The sequence below is a fragment of the Streptomyces zaomyceticus genome, from assembly GCF_014656215.1.
Classification (GTDB): Bacteria; Actinomycetota; Actinomycetes; order Streptomycetales; family Streptomycetaceae; genus Streptomyces; species Streptomyces zaomyceticus.
Window position 1 is genome coordinate 210,523 of record NZ_BNBZ01000008.1, and the last position, 16,661, is coordinate 227,183.

At 73.6% G+C, this 16,661-nt stretch carries 15 protein-coding genes; 12 read left to right on the top strand and 3 right to left on the bottom strand.

All coding sequences use genetic code 11. The features are described from left to right. Positions 1-182 precede the first annotated feature (182 nt). The 9 genes from IE311_RS13925 (at position 183) to IE311_RS13965 (ending at position 10,459) form a co-directional block, all read left to right on the top strand. Positions 183-2,327 (top strand): hypothetical protein, encoded by a 2,145-nt coding sequence (locus tag IE311_RS13925; RefSeq protein WP_189831957.1) that lies wholly within the window; start codon positions 183-185, stop codon positions 2,325-2,327. An 84-nt stretch (positions 2,328-2,411) separates the two neighbouring features. Then, the gene (pelF, locus tag IE311_RS13930; protein ID WP_189831958.1) at positions 2,412-3,923 is read left to right on the top strand and encodes a GT4 family glycosyltransferase PelF; all 1,512 of its coding nucleotides are present in this window, start codon (positions 2,412-2,414) and stop codon (positions 3,921-3,923) included. Continuing rightward, on the top strand, positions 3,920-5,329 hold the full coding sequence (locus tag IE311_RS13935) for a hypothetical protein (RefSeq protein ID WP_189831959.1): 1,410 nt from the start codon (positions 3,920-3,922) through the stop codon (positions 5,327-5,329). Before pelF ends, IE311_RS13935 begins: the two co-directional genes overlap by 4 nt. A 158-nt stretch (positions 5,330-5,487) precedes the next feature. Continuing rightward, positions 5,488-6,489 carry a GDP-mannose 4,6-dehydratase gene (locus tag IE311_RS13940; protein WP_189831960.1) on the top strand — a complete coding sequence of 334 codons (1,002 nt, stop codon included), beginning with the start codon at positions 5,488-5,490 and terminating at the stop codon, positions 6,487-6,489. A gap of 32 nt (positions 6,490-6,521) precedes the next feature. Beyond that, a complete protein-coding gene (locus IE311_RS13945) occupies positions 6,522-7,235 on the top strand; it encodes a nucleotidyltransferase family protein (RefSeq protein WP_189831961.1) in 714 nt (237 codons plus the stop codon). Positions 7,236-7,241: 6 nt separating this feature from the next. Beyond that, positions 7,242-8,216, top strand: a complete 975-nt coding sequence (locus IE311_RS13950) for an NAD-dependent epimerase/dehydratase family protein (RefSeq protein ID WP_189831962.1) — start codon at positions 7,242-7,244, stop codon at positions 8,214-8,216. Then, positions 8,213-8,875, top strand: coding sequence for a spherulation-specific family 4 protein (locus tag IE311_RS13955; protein WP_189831963.1), 663 nt, complete (start codon positions 8,213-8,215; stop codon positions 8,873-8,875). The genes IE311_RS13950 and IE311_RS13955 overlap by 4 nt, the downstream gene beginning before the upstream one ends. Continuing rightward, the gene (locus IE311_RS13960; protein ID WP_189831964.1) at positions 8,872-9,864 is read left to right on the top strand and encodes an endo alpha-1,4 polygalactosaminidase; all 993 of its coding nucleotides are present in this window, start codon (positions 8,872-8,874) and stop codon (positions 9,862-9,864) included. The genes IE311_RS13955 and IE311_RS13960 overlap by 4 nt, the downstream gene beginning before the upstream one ends. A 25-nt stretch (positions 9,865-9,889) precedes the next feature. After that, the gene (locus tag IE311_RS13965; protein WP_189831965.1) at positions 9,890-10,459 is read left to right on the top strand and encodes a GNAT family N-acetyltransferase; all 570 of its coding nucleotides are present in this window, start codon (positions 9,890-9,892) and stop codon (positions 10,457-10,459) included. 112 nt (positions 10,460-10,571) lie between these two features. On the opposite strand, the gene IE311_RS13970 is transcribed toward IE311_RS13965, so the two are convergent. From IE311_RS13970 to IE311_RS13980, 3 genes are all read right to left on the bottom strand, one after another. Further along, a complete protein-coding gene (locus IE311_RS13970; RefSeq protein WP_189831966.1) occupies positions 10,572-11,264 on the bottom strand; it encodes a DUF4232 domain-containing protein in 693 nt (230 codons plus the stop codon). Between the two features lie 179 nt (positions 11,265-11,443). Next, positions 11,444-12,949 (bottom strand): carboxylesterase/lipase family protein, encoded by a 1,506-nt coding sequence (locus tag IE311_RS13975; RefSeq protein WP_189832017.1) that lies wholly within the window; start codon positions 12,947-12,949, stop codon positions 11,444-11,446. A gap of 217 nt (positions 12,950-13,166) precedes the next feature. Further along, the gene (locus IE311_RS13980) at positions 13,167-13,958 is read right to left on the bottom strand and encodes a bestrophin-like domain (protein WP_189831967.1); all 792 of its coding nucleotides are present in this window, start codon (positions 13,956-13,958) and stop codon (positions 13,167-13,169) included. A gap of 361 nt (positions 13,959-14,319) precedes the next feature. On the opposite strand from IE311_RS13980, the gene IE311_RS13985 reads away from it, so the two are divergent. From IE311_RS13985 to IE311_RS13995, 3 genes are read left to right on the top strand one after another with little or no spacing between them, the layout of a single operon-like run. Further along, positions 14,320-14,955 (top strand): ATP-binding cassette domain-containing protein, encoded by a 636-nt coding sequence (locus IE311_RS13985; protein ID WP_189831968.1) that lies wholly within the window; start codon positions 14,320-14,322, stop codon positions 14,953-14,955. Then, positions 14,952-15,830, top strand: a complete 879-nt coding sequence (locus IE311_RS13990; protein ID WP_189831969.1) for a metal ABC transporter permease — start codon at positions 14,952-14,954, stop codon at positions 15,828-15,830. Before IE311_RS13985 ends, IE311_RS13990 begins: the two co-directional genes overlap by 4 nt. Then, on the top strand, positions 15,779-16,606 hold the full coding sequence (locus IE311_RS13995) for a metal ABC transporter solute-binding protein, Zn/Mn family (protein WP_189831970.1): 828 nt from the start codon (positions 15,779-15,781) through the stop codon (positions 16,604-16,606). Before IE311_RS13990 ends, IE311_RS13995 begins: the two co-directional genes overlap by 52 nt. Positions 16,607-16,661 lie beyond the last annotated feature (55 nt).

A 16,661-nucleotide genomic window follows, 5' to 3' on the forward strand; every position in this document is an offset into this window, starting at 1 on the left:
GCGCCTACGGTTTTCCGTCAGCTTTCGCAGCAACACCACAGAAGCTCCACAGATACCCCACGATGTGACGCGACGGATGCGTGGACGACCGGCCTTCGAGGGGGATGCCGGCGTCGCACGAGGGGGTGCGTCCGCTCCTCGGAGCTGCACTCACCCCTGCTCCCAGGAGGGGACACCACCGCATGAAGCGGATCTCAGGCACCACCCTGTTCACCACGGGCGCGCTCGTCGCCGCCCTCGTCCTGCCGGGTACGACCGCCCGCGCGGACGACCCGGCTCCCCGCGTCGACCTGCGGGTGCTCGTCGTGTCCGACGGAGGCCCGGCCACCGATGCCATCGCCGCCGAACTGGACGCCGCGGGAACGCCGTACACGGAGATCGACCTCGCCCGCGCCGACCGGCCCGTGATCGACGCCGGCTATCTCGCGGACACCGTGGACGGCCGGAACAGGGCCAAGTTCCAGGCCGTCGTCCTGCCGAACGACAACCCGTTCCCGGCGAACTCCCCGGAGATGGCCGCGCTCGTGGCCTACGAGCGGAGCTACGGCGTTCCTCAGGTCGACGCGTACACCTACGCCAGGCCCGAGGCCGGGCTCCAGTACCCGATCTACGGCGGATACTCCGGGAGCCTCGACGGGGCGCAGGCCCAGGTGACCGCCGCCGGCAGGTCGGGGCCGTTCGGCTATCTCGACGGACCGGTGCCGTTCGAGGACAACTCGCCCTCCGTGGGCGAGAGTTACGCCTATCTCTCGACCCCGGCGGCGGGCGCGGACTTCATCCCGTACGTGGACGCGGCGATACCCGGGACGACCCGACGCGGGTCGCTCGTGGGCGAGTACCGGCACGACGGACGCCGCGAACTGGTCGTCACCTTCGTCTACAACCAGTACCAGCAGCAGTTCCGGCTGCTGGCCCGGGGCATCGTCTCGTGGATGACCGGCGGGGTGCATCTGGGAGCCTCCCGGAACTACTTCGCCGTCCACGTCGACGACGTCCTCGCGGCGGACGACCGCTGGAACTCGACGCTCAACTGCACCCCGGGCGACGTGGACTGCACCGACCCGAACGCCACTCCCGACCCCATCCGCATGACGCCGGCGGACGTGGACCACGCCGTCTCCTGGCAGAACACCCGCGGCTTCACCCTCGACCTCGCCTACAACGCGGCCGGCAGCGTCGACCACCGCGAGGACAACAACGGCGCCGATCCCCTGGCCGACCGACTCGTCGCCGCGCGCGACGAGTTCCGCTGGATCAACCACACCTACACGCATGCCTTCCTCGGCTGCGAGCAGGACACCTCCGTGGTGCCGTGGCGCTGCGCCACCCTGCCGAACGGCTCCGTCAAGTGGGTCTCCCGGCAGGCCGTCTCCGACGAGATCGCCCTCAACCGCGTGTGGGGGCAGACCGCCGGACTGCCGCTGGACAACCAGGAACTGGTCACGGGCGAGCACTCCGGACTGCGCGTCCTGCCCCAGCAGAACGTCGACAACCCCAACCTCGGTCCGGCCCTCGCCGACAACGGGATCACCTGGCTCGCCTCGGACAACTCCCGGGAGCACGACCAGCGGCAGGTCGGTCCGGCCACCACGGTCCCCCGCTACCCGATGAACGTCTTCTACAACGCGGGACGGGCGGCCGAGCAGGTCGACGAGTACAACTGGATCTACACCAGCCGCGCGCAGGGCGGCAGCGGGATCTGCGAGGACAACCCCGCCACCACCACCTGCCTGCCCGCCCCGCTCGACCTCACCACCGGCTACGCGGGCCACATCGTGCCGCTGGAGCGCCAGATCGCGCTGGGTCACGTCCTGTCCAACGACCCCAAGCCGCACTTCATCCACCAGTCGAACCTGGCCGAGGACCGGATCGCCTACCCGGTTCTGGACGGCGTGCTCGACAGCTACAACACGCTGTTCGCCGCGAACACCCCGGTGGTCAACCTGCGGATGGCCGACATCGGGCAGGAACTCCGGCGGCGCGCCGCCTGGCGTTCCGCCGTGCGCGACGGCCTGGTGACCGCGTACCGCATCGGCGGCACCGTGACCGTCGAGGGCCCGAGCGGCGTGGCGGTTCCGGCGACGATGCCCGAGGGCACGCTGCGGGCCGGCTCCGCCTTCGGCGAGACGTACGCCGGCGAGCGCTCCGCATGGACGTCCGCCGCGGGCGCTCCGCTCACCCTCGCACTGCCGTCGCCCGCCGTCCCGGCGGGCGCCACCTCCACGGCCACCGGCACGGGCGGCGCCGCACCGGCCGCCGCACCCGCCCCGGCCGCCCGTGTGCCCGAGGGCGTGGCCGAGGCGGTCCCGCCCGGCGCCGGCGGCTGACCACCGCACCGGCAGCAGGGTCCCGGCCGTCACGCGGCGGCCGGGACCGGCATCACCCCCACCACGGCCGTGGAGCACACATCGATGCACGTTCATCACGGCGCGCGGCGCCCCGGCGCCCCGCGCGTCACTCTTCTGACCGAAGGCACCTACCCGCACAGCCACGGCGGTGTGAGCGTCTGGTGCGACCAGCTCGTCACCGGGATGCCGGACATCGACTTCGACGTCATCGCCGTCACCGGCACCGGGCGCGAGCCCCTCGCATGGGAGCTGCCGGCCCATGTGTCCAGCGTGCTGTCCGTACCGATGTGGGGCCCGGCGCCCGCCGGCCGGCTGCCCGGCGGCAGGTCCGGCAGGCGACTCGCCGAGGCCTACGAGAGGTTCCTCACCGCACTGCTCGACCCCGCGGCCGAGGGCGGGTTCGCTCCCGCCCTCCACACCCTGGCGCGCGCGGCGGCGGACGGTCACCTCAGCCCGTTCCTGCGGAGCGACACCGTGATCGCGGTGCTCACCTCCGTATGGCGGCGGCCCGGCATCGCCGTACGCGAGGCGGGGCCGACCCTGCACGACGCGCTCACCGCCACCGCCCTGCTCGAACACGCCCTGCGTCCGCTCTCCGCGCCGGCGCCGGTCGAGGGTGTCGCGCACGCCGTCAGCGGCGGGGTGGCCGTCCTGCCGGGGCTCGCCGCCCTCGAACGGCACGGTGTGCCGCTGCTGTTGACCGAGCACGGCGTGTACCTGCGCGAGCGCTACCTCGGCTACCGCACCGCCCCCTACCGCTGGCCGGTCAAGGCCGTGATCCTCGGCTTCTTCCGGCTGCTCGCCGAGGAGAGCTACCGCCGGGCGGCACTGATCACGCCCGGCAACCGCTACAACCGGCTGTGGGAGGAGGAGGGCGGCGCCGACCCCGCGGCGATCCGGACGGTCTACAACGGAGTCGACCCGGTGGCCTTCCCGCACGCCGGTCCCGAACCGGACGCGCTCACCCTGAGCTGGGCCGGCCGGGTGGACCCGATCAAGGACCTGGAGACGCTGATACGGTCCTTCGCCCTCGTCCGGGACCGGATCCCCGACGTCCGGCTCCGGCTCTTCGGCGGTACGCCCCGGGGCGGCGAGGGGTACCGGGAGCGGTGCGAGGCGCTGGCGGCCGAGCTGGGCCTGGCCGGCACGGTGACCTTCGAGGGCCGCGTCGACGACATCAAGGACGCCTACGCGGCCGGCAACGTCGTGATGCTCTCCAGCATCAGCGAGGGCTTCCCCTTCACCCTGATCGAGGCGATGTCGTGCGGCCGTGCGACCGTCTCCACCGATGTCGGGGGCGTACGGGAGGCGGTCGGCGACACCGGTCTGGTGGTGCCGCCGCGCGATCCGTCCGCGATGGCCACCGCCGCGCTCACCCTGCTCGGGGACCCCGTCCGGCGCCGGTCGATGGGTGAGGCGGCCCGCCTGCGGGTGATCGAGCAGTTCACGCTCCGGCAGACCATCGACTCGTTCCGCGCCATCTATCACGAACTGGCCTCCGGCAGACGGGAGTCGCCCGTCCGTGTGGTCCTGCCCGCCCCGGTGGTCAGCGGCTCGGGGAGCTTCGCCGGATGAGCGGCCCGATCTTCCTCGAACCCGGCCGGGCCGAGCAGGACACGCTCGCGATCCGGCTGGCGGCGGTGCCACGCCCCCGCCGCCGGCAGCAGGACGACGCGACGCTCGCCATCCGGCTGCCCCGGAAGGGACCCGACGAGGAGGCGGTCAGCGCGCTCGCCGCCGAACTCGCCGACCGGATAGGGCCCGCCGTCCATGCCTACGAGGTGGCCGCGCTCCTCGAGGCGGACGGACTGTCGGCCGCCGTGATCCAGGAACGGTACGGCCACCCCGATCTGTTCTCGCTGGCCTCGGCGCTGTACGAGCGGGTGCCCCGCGCGTTCCCCGAGCCGGCCACGCCCGCCGCCGACCCCTGGCGGCCCGACACCGTGCGCTGTCTGCTGCGGGGCCTGCTCTTCGCGCTGCCCGCGCTGGCCTATCTGCTCACCGCCCCGCTGTGGCGCGTCGACCGGCACGCGCCCGTCCTGATCGTGGCGGGCATCGTCTCCTGGGCATGGGGGCAGGCGCTCGGTCACCGCGCGCATCTGCGGCTGGCGACCGGCCGCCGGGAGGCGACGCTCACCCTGCTGACCGGCTCCGTGCTCGGGGCCGTCGTGGCCACGGGCCTCGCCGCCCTGCCCGCCGGAGGCGGCCCGGTCACCGCCGTGGCGGCGGCCCAGTCGCTCTACCTGGCGGGGGCGGGTGTGCTGCTGGTCCTGGGCCGGGAGCGGCTTCTCCTCGCCGCGCTCAGTCCGCTGATCGCCGGTGCGGCGGTCCTGCCCTGGTGGGAGCCGGGCACGCTGCTGCGCCTCGCCGTGCCGCTGCTCGCGCTGCTCGCCACGCTCGCCGCCGCCGCACTGGTCCTGGCCTCCGGCCTCGCCGTCCCGGCCGCCGCCGGTCCGCGGCCGCTGCTGCGCGCGTCCGTGCCGTACGGCCTGTTCGGGCTGGCCGCGGCGGTGCTGGTGATGCTGGAGGGCCGCCGGGACCCGTACGCGGTCATCGCCCTGACCCTGAGCATGGGCCCGGCGGAGTGGCTCCTCTACCGCTACCGGGGCCGTTCGGTCGCCGCGCTGCACGCCAGCGCGACACCCCGGGCCTTCCAGCTCCGCTCCTCGGGCGTCCTCGCCCTCTGTCTGTCCTGCTATCTCCTGCTCCTGCTGCCCGCGGCGCTGTTCACCGGCTCCCACGCCTTCGGCCTGCTGTCCCTCGCCGCGGTGCTGTGGACCGCCCTGCTCCTCCAGGCGTTCGGCGTGGCCTGGCCACCGGCCGCGGTCTGTCTCACCGCCGCCGGTGCCGCGGCGGCCTTCACCTGGCTGGGGCCCTCACCGGGGCACCCGGCGGTGCTGCCGGTGGTCTGCGGGGTGGCCGCGGTCGCACTCTGCGCCTGCACCGTCGTGCTCCTGGGCCGGCCGTCACCACACGCCTGACGAGCGGGCGCACGGCGCTTCCCCGCCGGCACCACCGGCAGGACGCCGGCCGCGGCCGCGACGAATCAGCGCCACCTCACCACCGATCCGCCTCCGAACCACGCACCACGAACCACTACCGAGTCACTGCCGAACCACCGACGAAAGGAACCACAGAGTTGACCTCCGCACCGCTCGCCGCCGTCACCGGGGCCGAAGGGTTCATCGGCTCGCACCTCACCGAGCTGCTGGTCGCCTCCGGCTACCGGGTCAGGGCCATGGCCCAGTACAACTCGTTCTCCTCCTACGGCTGGCTGGAGACCCTGTCCCCCGACGTCCTCGACCACGTGGAGATCGTGCTCGGCGACGTCCGCGACCCCGGCTCCGTGCGCTCCCTGCTCGAAGGAGCGGACTGCGCCTACCACCTCGCCGCGCTCATCGCGATCCCGTACTCGTACCAGGCGCCGCACAGTTACGTGGACACCAACGTCACCGGCACCCTCAACGTGCTCGAGGCGGTCCGCGCACTGGGGACGCCCCGGCTGGTGCACACCTCGACCAGTGAGACGTACGGCACCGCTCTCACCGTGCCGATCACCGAGGACCACCCCATCAACACCCAGTCGCCGTACGCCGCTTCGAAGGCGGGCGGCGACCGGCTCGCCGACAGCTACCACGCGAGCTTCGGCACCCCCGTGGTGACGCTGCGCCCCTTCAACACCTTCGGCCCCCGCCAGTCGATGCGGGCCGTCATCCCCACCGTCATCGGGCAGGTGGCGGCCGGGGAACGCACCCTCACCCTCGGCGATCTGCGCCCCACCCGCGACTTCACGTTCGTCGAGGACACCGCCCGGGCGTTCCTCGCGGTGGGCACGGCGGCGGCGGAGCACGTCGTCGGCCGCACCTTCAACGCCGGGACGGGCGGGGAGATCTCCGTCGGCGACCTGGTCGCCCTGATCGGCAAGGTCATGGACGCGCCGCTCGACGTCCGCGAGGACCCCGAGCGCCTGCGGCCCGCCAACTCCGAGGTGATGCGGCTCGTCGCCGACGCGTCCCGGCTGACCGCGGCGACGGGCTGGCGTCCGGGCCGCTCCCTGGAGGAGGGCCTCGCGCGGACCGCCGAGTGGTTCGTCGACCCCGCGCATCTGGCCCGGTACAAGACCGGCATCTACAACATCTGACCCACCCGGCACGTCCCCGCAGGAGGTTTGCCATGCACGCTGTGATCCTGGCCGGTGGAAAGGGCGTCCGGCTGCGGCCGTACACCACCGCGCTGCCCAAACCGCTCGTCCCGATAGGCGACGAGCACGCCATCCTGGAAATCGTGCTGCGCCAGCTGTCCCAGTCCGGCTTCACCCACTGCACCCTCGCCATCGGCCACCTCGGCGAGATCATCCGCGCCTACGTCGGCGACGGGTCGCAGTGGGGCATGAGCATCGACTACGCCACCGAGGAGAGCCCGCTCGGCACCATGGGCCCGCTCCTCAATCTGCGCGACCGGCTGCCGGAGCACTTCCTGGTGATGAACGGCGACGTGCTCACCGACCTCGACTACGCCGACGTCCTGCGCCGGCACGAGTTCTCGGCCGCGCCCCTGACCATCGCCACGTACGCCCGCAAGGTGCACATCGACTTCGGCGTGCTGACCACCGATGCCAGCCGGGTGGTCGCCTTCACCGAGAAGCCGAGCATCGACTACCGGGTGTCCATGGGGGTCTACGGTGTCTCCCGGAGCACGCTCGACGCCTACACGCCCGGGCTTCCGCTCGGCTTCGACGAGCTGGTCCTCGACCTGCTCGCCGCCGAGACTCCCCCGCACGCCTACGAGTTCGACGGCTACTGGCTGGACATCGGGCGCCCCGACGACTACGACCGGGCCAACGCGGAGTTCACCAGCCGCAAGTCCCTTCTGCTCAAAGGAGCCTGAGCACCGATGCGGATCCTCGTCCTGGGCGCCGGCGGATATCTGGGCGGCCATGTGACCGAGCGGCTGCGTGCCCTGCCGGACACGCACCTGCTCGTCGGCGGCCGCTCCCCGGCGGCCGACGTCACCGTCGACCTCGCCTCCGACAGCCCGTACGAGCTGGCCAGGGCGCTGGCGAAGGCCGCGCCCGACGCCGTCGTCAACTGCGCGGGCGCCGTCGGGGGTGACGCCGTCACGCTCACGGAGGTGAACGCGCGCGGGCCCGCGGTGCTGTGCGCGGCCCTGCGCGAGGCGGCGCCCTCGGCCCGGCTGGTCCACCTGGGCTCGGCGGCGGAGTACGGCCCCGGCACGATCGGCCGACGGGTGACGGAGTCGGAGACACCGGGCCCGGCCGGACTGTACGGCGCGACCAAGCTGGCGGGCACGCTCGCGGTGAGCGCGTCGGGACTGGACGCGGTGGTCCTGAGGGTGGGCAATCCCGTGGGCGCCGGGGCGCCGCCCACGGCCCTGCCCGGCCGGGTCACCGCGCTGCTCGCCGAGGCGGAGTCCGAGGAGGCGGGTGCCGGCGCGGGCGGTGACGCGTACGGGTCCGGTGACGGACCGGGTGCCGCCGAGCTGCGGCTCGGTGACCTGTCCGCGTACCGCGACTTCGTGGACGCGCGGGACGTGGCACGGGCGGTGGAACTGGCGGCCGTCACGCCGGGACCCCTGCCGCCCGTCCTCAACGTCGGCGGCGGCGAGGCCCTGCCGGTGCGCGAGCTGGTGCGCAGACTCGCCGACGTCGCGGGGTTCCGCGGGCGGATCGTCGAGGCGGACGGGGCCGGATCGGCCCGGTCCGCCCAGGTGTCGTGGCAGTGCTCCGACATCACCGCCGCCCGTCTCGCCCTCGGCTGGCGGCCGGTCCACTCCCTCGACGCGTCGCTCGACGCGCTGTGGTCGTCGCGGACCCACACCCGCGCACCCGACCGGGTGGCGGCGCCGTGAGCCTGCTGATCCCGTTGTACGTCCATCCGGCGGAGGATCCGGACGCGTGGCACCGGCTGATCGCCCGTGCCGCGCGTACGTACGCCGTCGTGCTCAACCCCGCGAGCGGCCCGGGTGACGCGCCGGATCCGGCGTTCGCCTCCGCCGCCCGCGCCCTGCGGTCGGCGGGGGCCCGGCTGCTCGGCTACGTGGACACGGACTACGGCATGCGCGACGCGGAGCGGATCACCGCGGAGGCGCTCCGGCACCAGGAGTGGTACGGGGTGGACGGCTGCTTCCTCGACCGGACGACGGCGGGGCGGGACGGTCTGGCGGACTGCAGGCGCCTGGTGCGTTCGCTCCGCAGGGCGGGCGTCTCCCCGGTGGTCCTCAACCCGGGTGTCCACCCCGACCCCGGCTATGCGCGACTCGCCGACCTGACGGTCACCTTCGAGGGCCACTGGTCCTCGTACGTGTCGGCCTTCACCCGCCCGTCCTGGGCGGCGCGCCTGGCACCCGAACGGATCTGCCACCTCGTGTACGGGGTTCCCGGCCCGCTCGTCCCGCTCGCCGTGCGCACCGCGCGGGAGCGGGGCGCGGGGGTGTGCGGCCCGGTGACGGGGGAACCCCCCAACCCCTGGGCGGGGCTGACCCCGGCGCTGGTGGAGGCGGACCGGTGAGGCGGTCACGGGCGGCGGCCCCGGTGGCCGTACTCCTGCTGTTGGCCGTCCTCGCCGCCTGCTCCGGCGCCCCCGACCGGCCGGCGGAGCACGCGGCCGGTCGGCCGCCCGGGCCGACGGCGGGCCCCCCGACCGGCCCGAGCTCCGGACCGGGCTCGGGCCCGGCGACCGTTTCCCCCTCCGGCCCCTCGAAGGGCGCCACGACCGGACCTCCCGGCGGCGCCACGACCCACCCCACCGGCCGGCCGACCGGCCGCCCTCCCACCGGCTCCGCGAGCCGCCCCGCGCCCACGCGATGGCAGCCGCGTCCCGGAGTTGCCTGGCAGTGGCAGCTCGACGGCAAGGTCGACCCGTCCGTCGACGTCCCGGTGTACGACATCGACGGATTCGAGAACAGCGCCGCCGACGTGGCGCGGCTGCACCGGGACGGCCGCAAGGTGATCTGTTACATCAACGTCGGGGCCTGGGAGGACTACCGCCCCGACCGGGACGCCTTCCCGCGCTCCGTCCTGGGCGGGCCCAACGGCTGGCACGGCGAACGCTGGCTGGACATCCGCCGCGTCCCGGTCCTCCGGCCCCTCATGGAACGGCGCTTCGACATGTGCCGCGACAAGGGATTCGACGCGGTGGAGCCGGACCTGATGGAGGGGTACGCCAACGACACCGGCTTCCCGCTGACGGCGGACGACCAGCTCCGCTACAACCGCATGATCGCGGAGATCGCCCACGAGCGCGGTCTCGCCGTCGGCCTCAAGAACGACCTCGCCCAGATCCCCCGGCTCGTCCACCACTTCGACTTCGCGGTCAACGAGGAGTGCGCGGAGTTCGACGAGTGCGCGCTGCTCGCCCCCTTCGTCGCCGCGGGCAAGGCGGTGTTCCACGTGGAGTACTCGGAGCCCACGACCGGGTTCTGCCCCGAGGCCCGAGCCCTGCGGCTGTCGTCGATGCTGAAGAATCCGGAGCTGGACGTGTGGCGCAGACCCTGCTGACCCCGCTGACCTCCGAGGAGCTTCCGTGATCACCTGGCGTCGGGTCACCGAGGACGACTTTCCGCTGCTCCGGCGGTGGCTGTCCCGGCCGCATGTCGCGCGCTGGTGGAACCACGAGACGGACGCGGCCGCCGTGGCCCGCGACTTCGGCCCGGTCGCCCGCGGCGAGGAACCCGCGGAGGACTGGATCGCGCTGCTGGACGGCGTACCTCTGGGGCTCGTCCAGCGGTGCCTCTGGGACGACTATCCGGAGTACCTGGCGGAGCTGGCGTCGGTGACGGAGGTCCCTCGGGGCGCGGCGACGATCGACTATCTGATCGGCGATCCGGAGTTCACCGGCCGGGGTGTCGGGCCACGGGTGATCGGCGCCATGATCGAGCGCACCTGGCTCGACCACCCGGGTACCCCGTCGGTCCTCGTCCCGGTGGTGGCCGCCAACCGGGCGTCGTGGCGGGCGCTGGAGAAGGCGGGCCTGGTGCGGGTCGCCGAGGGCGAGATGGAGCCGGACAACCCGATCGACGATCGCCTGCACTACGTCTACCGGATCGACCGGCCCCCGGTGGGCGGCGCGACGCCGCATCCGCCCACCGGCTGAGCACGAAGCCGGCCCCTCACGGCGGCCGGGGTACGACGCCGTCCCTTCTCACCGGCCGGGGTACGACGCCGGTCCCGCCCGCGGGCCGATGCGTGACGGCGCTTCCGTACGCCTACAGGCTGAGCGCGTCCTCGGCGTTCGTCATCCAGGCGGTCACGGAGTTCTTGCCGGACGCCACGTACAGCCCGGGGGTGGATGCCTTGAGCGGCTTCTGCTCCAGGTCGGACTCGGTGTTCATCGTCATCGCGATCGAGTGCACCGTCGAGCCCGTGCCGTCCTTGATGCCGCCCATCAGTCCCGCGTAGGCCGACTGGCCCGGCGCGAGCCTGATCGCGTCCTCGATGCCGGGGGCCGGGCCCCGCTCGACGGCCTGCCCGTCGAGGTCGCCGAAGGTGACGACCGGGTGTCCCAGCGCCCTGCACGGCTTGCTGCCCTTGTTGGTGATCTTCAACAGATAGCTGCTGGTCGTGGGCTCGGCCAGGGTGGCGGTGAAGGTCAGGTCGAACGTGCTGCACGGGAACACGTCGTAGTCCGGGTCGGTCGACGAGCCGCCGCCCCCGGGCGCTCCCGTGTCCGGCGTGGCCGACGGCTTCGCCGGCTTCGAGGGAGCCGGGGTCTTCGCCGGGGGCGTCGGCGTCGCGGTCTTCGCCGGCGTCGCGGTCTTGGTCGGCGTGGCGGTCTTGGTCGGGGCCGTCGGCGGCGCCTCGGGGCCGCCCGCCGCACCGTCCTCGGTGGGCCCACAGGCGGTCAGGGCGAGCGCGGACACGGCGACGAGAACGGCGGCGGCTCTGCGAACGGTGCTCATGACGGTGTCCCCCGATGGTGATGCGCGACCTGACGCGCTGCCGAGCTGAGTGGAGTTCCAGCGTGCCGGGGAAACTTCACGGCTTGGTGACGATGTCTTGCCGAAATCACCACGGTCATGCGCGCGCCATGGCCCGCTCGACGCCGCCCCGGCCGGGCGGGGCCGGGCGGTTCACCGCCTCACGGGCGCAGGAGCGGGAACGCGGCGGCGGCCCAGAGCTCACGGGGAACGGCGGGAAGGTCACCGGCGGGCGGGGTGTCGTCGGTGCGCCATGTCCGGGCCCGGGAGGCGGAGTCGGTGACCGGCGACCAGCCCGGGTCGCCCGTGGTGGCGAAGGCGGCCCAGGCGCGGACCATGCGGCGTGAGAGTTCATGGTCGGCGGGGGTGGGCGCGCCGCCGATGAGGAAGGCCGCGGAGTCGTCGTCCACGTTGCCGAAGGCGAAGGGGACGTCCGCGCAGTGCCAGGCCCGTACGGCCCCGTCCGGGCCGGAGCGCCGACGGTCGAAACGTGAGAGGAAGGCCCGACCCCCGCCCCGGGTGTGCTGCTCGGCGAGCCGGTGGGCGTACTCCCCGAACAGCAGGTCGCCGAAGACGGCGAGGTAGACGTCGAGGACCGGGGCCTGGGGCATCGCGGCGCGATATCCGGCCGTCAGGCCGTCCGGCAGACCGAAGTCCGCCGAGAGACGGTCGAGCTGCTCGTCCGTGGTCACCTTGGCGCTGCTGCCGACGGCGTCGAGCAGCCGGTACTCCTCCGTGGTGTGGCAGACCAGCAGATCCATCCCCCGGGTCACGCCGGCGGCCATGCCGGTGAGGGGGTCGGTGGGCAGGACGTCGCCGTCGAGGACCGGGGCGTAGAGCGAGGGGTCGTAGTGGCGGGATCCCGAGGCGGGGTCACGCCGGTAGTCGTCGACCACGCGGTCCGACGCGACGACCAGGTCCCGCGGGGTCATGGAGGTCAGGCCCTCGCGGGTGGCGGGGCAGCCGGCCGCGGCGGCGACCTCGCGCGTGGTGGCCGCGGCCATGCCGAGCGTCTGGGCGGGGCTGGCGGGGCTGTGGGCGATCGCCCGGTGGAACAGGCCGCGGGCACGGTCCATCACCATCAGGCAGGCGACCGAAGCGGCCCCGGAGGACTGGCCGGCGAGGGTGACGTTGCCGGGATCGCCACCGAAGGCGGCGATGTTCTCCCGGACCCACCGCAGGGCCGCGACCTGGTCGAGCAGGCCCCGGTTGTCCGGGTGGCCGGTCGCCCCGCCGCCCGGGACATGGCCGAAGCCCTCGAAGCCGAGTCGGTGGTTGAGGGTGACCACGACCAGACCGGCACGGGCGAGCGCGGTGCCGTCGAAGTCGGGCTGGGCCGAGGAGCCGAAGGTGTAGGCACCGCCGTGGATCCAGACCAGGACGGGCAGACGTCCGCCGTCGGGAGCCGGGGTCCATACGTTGACGGTGAGGACGTCCTCGTCGCCGGGGGACCACACGGGCGCGCCGGGCAGTTCGGCCGACTGCGGCGCGACCGGCCCGAATCGCGTGCAGTCCCGCACTCCGGTCCACGCCGGCACGGGGAGGGGAGCGCGGAACCGGTGGGCGCCGAACGGCGGGGCGGCGTAGGGGATCCCGAGGACGGCGACGACATCGGCGGCGGCCCGGAAGCCCCGGCACACACCGCTCGCCGTCCTGAAGTCGTCCACGCCTCTTTCCACGTCCACGTCCAGATCCACGTCCCCGTCCCCGTCCACCTTCATGAAGTCCGCCTCTCGCGGCCCGTTCCCGGTTCACCGGGGCGGGCGGACCTCACCTTCGCACCACTCGGCGCACGAGGACCAACACCGGGATCGGGACGATTGACACAGCCCCGATGTCAATCGTCCGACGGCACCGATCAGGTGCGGCCCGGACTCCGTCCGCTCACTCCGCCCAGTACGGCGAGAGCGCCCCCTCCTTGAACGGCGCCGGGCTCACGCTGAGTTCGCCCGCGAAAGGACGGTCGAGGACGAGGACCAGCAGCAGGCTGAACCCGATCAGCGCGGCCACCGAGGCGACGAACAGCAGCTGGATCCGCAGCCGGCGCATGCCGTACAGGAAGGTGAGCGGGATCAGGACGAACGCGCCGCCGAAGGCCAGGACCTGGAGCAGCGGCGGCAGTTGCTGCTCCGCCATGGTCAGGCGGGCCCGGCGCTGGGCGGCGACGTCGTTGAGATGGGAGACGGCCTCCTCGTAGAAGACCTCCTCGCGGGCGGTCTTCGGCTCGTACGCCTGGAGCACGTCGTAGGCGGCCTGGAGCTTGGTGGCGGTGGCCCCGTAGCTCGGCTCCCCGGCGCGCATGCGGGGCCACTGGGTCTCCACCACCCCGTGGACGTAGGCGCTCAGCGCGGCGTCCAGGTCGGCCCGGACCGGGGGCGGGAAGGCGGCGGCGTCACGGGCGATGAGCGCCACGTCGGTGGCCTCGGTCGCGACGACGGTCTGGGTGCTCTCCAGCTGCGTCCAGAGCGTGACAATCACGAAGGCGAGGATGATTCCGTAGATCGCGCCGAACATCCCCAGCGTCACCCCGACCATGTCGTTGTGCTCGCCGTCGGCCAGCGAGGGATATCTCCGGCGGGCGATCACGCTCCCGGTGACGGCCAGGGCGACGGTCCCGCCGACGGTGACCACCGTCAGGGTGAAGGTGCTGAAGTGATTGAGCAGCCAGAGCGACATGTGCCGGGAGTCTAGGTACGCGACGAGCACCGTCGACGCCCCCGACCGGCATGTCGGCCGGTGATCGTCCAGGAGTCCACACCATCGAGTGAGACAGGAAGGCGGCCCGTCCGGCGTGCACCGCGCTCCCTCCCGTCAGGGGGACGTCCGCCGGACCGCGCGAGCCGCGCTCCCGCCCGGCCCTCGGACGCCCGCCCGGCCCTCGGACGCCCGCCCGGTCTCGGTCACCGCCCGGCCTCCGGACACCCGTCGGCCCCGAGGCGGCCACCGCGCCTCGGGTACCCGCCGCATCGTGGGAACCCGGCGGGCCTCCCGTCCGACTTCTCCACCGCACCGGCACGGCAGCGGCGAAAGGCAGAGGATGGGCGGACTGGACATACGCATGCGCGGAGTCGCCTGCCGGCACGGCAGGAACGAGGCGGTCGCGGGCGTGGACCTGGACATCGCGGCCGGTGAACGCGTCGCGCTGACCGGGACGAACGGCTCGGGGAAGACCACTCTGCTGCGTGCCGTCCTCGGGCTGCACCGGCAGGCGAGCGGCAGCATCGAGGTCGGCGGGCGCACCGCGCGCTCGGCCGCCGACTGGGCCGTGCGGCGCCGGTCCTGCGCCTGGATCCCCCAGAAGCCGGCCGCCGGGCGGTTCCCGCTGCGCGGGGACGAGCTCCTCGCGAGCAGCGGGGCACCGGCCGACGCGGCCGAGGCCGCCGCCCGGCTCGGGGTCGGGGCACTCACCGGAAGACCCGTGGACACCCTGTCGGGCGGGCAGTTGCAGCGGATGTACCTGGCCCGGGCGATCGGCTGTGTCGGTGCGGGCGCCCAGGTGCTGCTGGCCGACGAACCCACCGCCGCGCTCGACTTCGAGGGCCAGGAGGAGGCCGCCGACGTCCTGGGCGCACTGCCGGTCACCCTCGTCGTCGTGACCCACGACCGGGCACTCGCCGCACGGTGCGACCGGGTCCTGGAGATGGCCGCGGGCCGGCTGCGGGAGGTCCGGTGAACGCGCTCGCGGCCGCCGACCTCGGCGCCGTGCTCCAGCTCGTCCCGGTGCAGCGCGCCGGGGTGGCCCTGCTCCTCGCGGCCGTCGCACTGCCGGTGATCGGCGTGGTCATCGTCGGCCTCGACATCATGCCGGTGCGGTTCGCGATGATGCACGTGGCGCTCCTCGGCATCGCCGTCGGGCTCCTGACCGGGCTCGACCCGATGCTGTGCGCACTGGTCGCCTGCGCCCTGTCCGGGGCCGGAGTCGCCCCGCTGGCCCGTACCCCCGACGGACTGTCCGGCGCGATGGGCCTGTTGATGAGCCTGGCGATCGCCGCCGCGCTCCTCGTCCTCGCCGTGTCCGGCGTCAACGCCTCAGGCGCGTTCGCGCTCCTGTGGGGGTCGATCCTCTCGGTCGGCACCGCCGACCTCGTGGTCCTCGCCGCCCTCGCCGTGGTCGTCCCGTCCCTGTTCTGGTGGCGGCGGCGCGAGGTGGCACTGCTGCTGTACGACCGCGAGCTCGCCCAGTGCTCGGGCGTGCCCGTCCGCCTCCTCACCACCGCGCTGCTGGTGCTCGTCGCCGTCGCCGTCGCGGGGGCGATCAAGCTGACCGGTGCGCTCCTCGTCGACGCGCTGACCCTGCTGCCCGCGCTCGCCGCGCGGCGCCTCGGCCGCTCGCTCTGGTCGATCACCCTGTGGGCGGTCGGCATCGGCGTCGCGGTCAATCTGACCGGCTTCCTTCTGGCCCTGTGGCTGGACTGGCCTCCCGGCCCGGTCCTCGTCCTGACGGCGGGGGCTGTCGTCCTCGCCGCGCATCTCGTTCCCGAACGGAGAAACAGCTCATGGCGCGCACCCGCGTCCGTACCGCCCGTATCGTCTCCCTCCTCGCACTGAGCGCGGTCCTTCCGCTCGCCACCGGTTGCGGAGGTGACTCCTCCTCCTCCGGCGCCGGCTCCCCCGGCGCGACCGCCCCCGAGACGGGCGGCGACAAGCCGGTGGTGGTCGCCACGACCACCTGGGAGGGTGCCTTCGCCAAGGCGGCGGGGGCCGAGGACGTCACGGTGATCGTGCCGCAGTCGGTGCACCACGCACCGGACTACGATCCCAAGCCCTCGGACCTTGCGGCCGTCGCGAAGGCCGACTTCGTGCTGTACGCGCCGTTCGAGCCGTACGCCGCGAAGATCAAGGAGGCGGCCGGCTCCAAGGCGAAGCTGGTCGAGGTCGCCCTCGACAACGACCCGGCGAAGGCCGGGGCCGAAGTCGCGCGGCTGGGAGACCTGTTCGGCACGAAGGACGCCGCCTCCCGGTGGAAGGCGGGTCTGGACACCGAGGTCGCGAAGCTGAACGGCGAGCTCAGGTCCGCCTGGCCGGGCGGGAGGAGCCCGGCCGTGGTCTCCCAGGTCTTCACCGCCTGGGCGGCCGGCCTCGCGGGCGCCACGACCGTGGGGACGTACGGCCCCGAGCCGGTCACCCCGGCCCAACTGGCCACCCTCTCGGCGAAGAAGCCCGCCTACGTCCTCGACAACGCGCACATGTCGACGGGCACGGTCCTGCCGGACGCGGGTGCGAAGCAGGTGAAGATCGTCAACTACCCGGGCGAGGACCTGGACCTGCTCGCGGTGTACCGCAACGCGGCGGCGGAGCTGAAGAAGGCCATGGGCGGATCCTGATCGGCCCCTCGGGGCGATCGGGCGGAGGGGAGGGGCGCACTGCGCGTCCCTCCCC